Annotated in this window: 1 protein-coding gene; it reads left to right on the top strand. The window is 60.6% G+C overall.

Annotation, left to right across the window (positions count from 1 at the left end):
* Window positions 1-329: 329 nt before the first annotated feature.
* On the top strand, window positions 330-520 hold a 191-nt coding region (locus AC1DZC_RS20390; protein WP_477044558.1), incomplete at its 3' end, for an OsmC family protein.

Consider the following 520-nt stretch of genomic DNA (forward strand, 5'->3'; position numbering starts at 1 on the left):
CCCACGGTCTGATTGTCTTCCTCCGCGAGCGCGACGATCACGATATATTGGGTATAGGTGATGCCGAATTGTTCGAGCAGCGGCTTGTACGCCCGGCCGAAGGCGAGGTTGGCCGAGTAGATCGAGAAGCAGAGAAAGTCCGACAGTTTCAGGTCGGGCGGGATGGCGACGTTCATGGCGGATCCTTGGCGGCGCGGATGTCGCCGGTGCCAGCTATATATATCGTATGCGATTAAATCGGAAGGGGGTTGACTAGCGTTTCGATCGGCCTATTTAGATCGCATCCGATTGAAGCGGATACGATGAATATTCAACCAAGGAGCCAGACCATGTCCGAGACCAAGACCCTTTATACCGCCAGGACTCACACCACCGGCGGCCGCGACGGCGCCGCGCAGAGCAGCGACGGGCGGCTCGACATCAAGCTGTCCTCGCCCGGCAGCACCGGCACCGGCACCAATCCGGAACAGCTGTTCGCGGCGGGCTGGTCGGCCTGCTTCATCGGCGCGATGGGCGTGGT

The organism is Cellulomonas sp. P2_B4, assembly GCF_056404795.1.